The following is a 473-nucleotide window of genomic DNA, read 5'->3' on the forward strand; positions in this document are numbered from 1 at the left end:
TGGCGCTCGCGCCGTGCCGCCGCCCGCGCCGCGATCCTGGCGTGCGCAGCAAACCGGCGCCGGATCGCGGCCACGGCCTGGTCCACCGCCGGCAGATGCCGCTCGATATCCGCATCGGCCTGCGCCTGGCGCGACTGCGCCTGCTGCACCTGCGCGAGCAGGCGCTGCGTCTGCTGTTGCAGCGACGGCGGGGGCGTCGGCACGGCGGCCGGGATGCCGGACATCAGCGGGAGCGGGCGCAGGTGGTCACCGCGCGCATCTTAGCCCGAGCGCCGGTGGGGCTGCGGTGGGTGGATGCGGGTGGGAGATTGCCCGTGCTGGACGCGGTAGACCGGCGCGTGAGGATGCCTGCCATGGGAGAAGAGCATTTCGGAAAAGGATAGGGCACGAGGCGCGAGGTGGGTCTTGAGACCATCGTGGCTTCGTTCGTCGCGGCTGAAGCCGCTCCTTGTATCTGGACATGTCGCCCCTAA

General features: G+C 71.0%; 1 protein-coding gene. It reads right to left on the minus strand.

The genetic code is table 11. The annotated features are described in order from the left end of the window. Window positions 1-224: hypothetical protein (locus tag D183_RS25015; protein WP_039728138.1), on the minus strand; the 224-nt coding region annotated here is incomplete at its 3' end. Between the last annotated feature and the right edge of the window lie 249 nt (window positions 225-473).

The sequence above is a fragment of the Xanthomonas sp. SHU 199 genome (assembly GCF_000364665.1).
Classification (GTDB): Bacteria; Pseudomonadota; Gammaproteobacteria; order Xanthomonadales; family Xanthomonadaceae; genus Xanthomonas_A; species Xanthomonas_A sontii.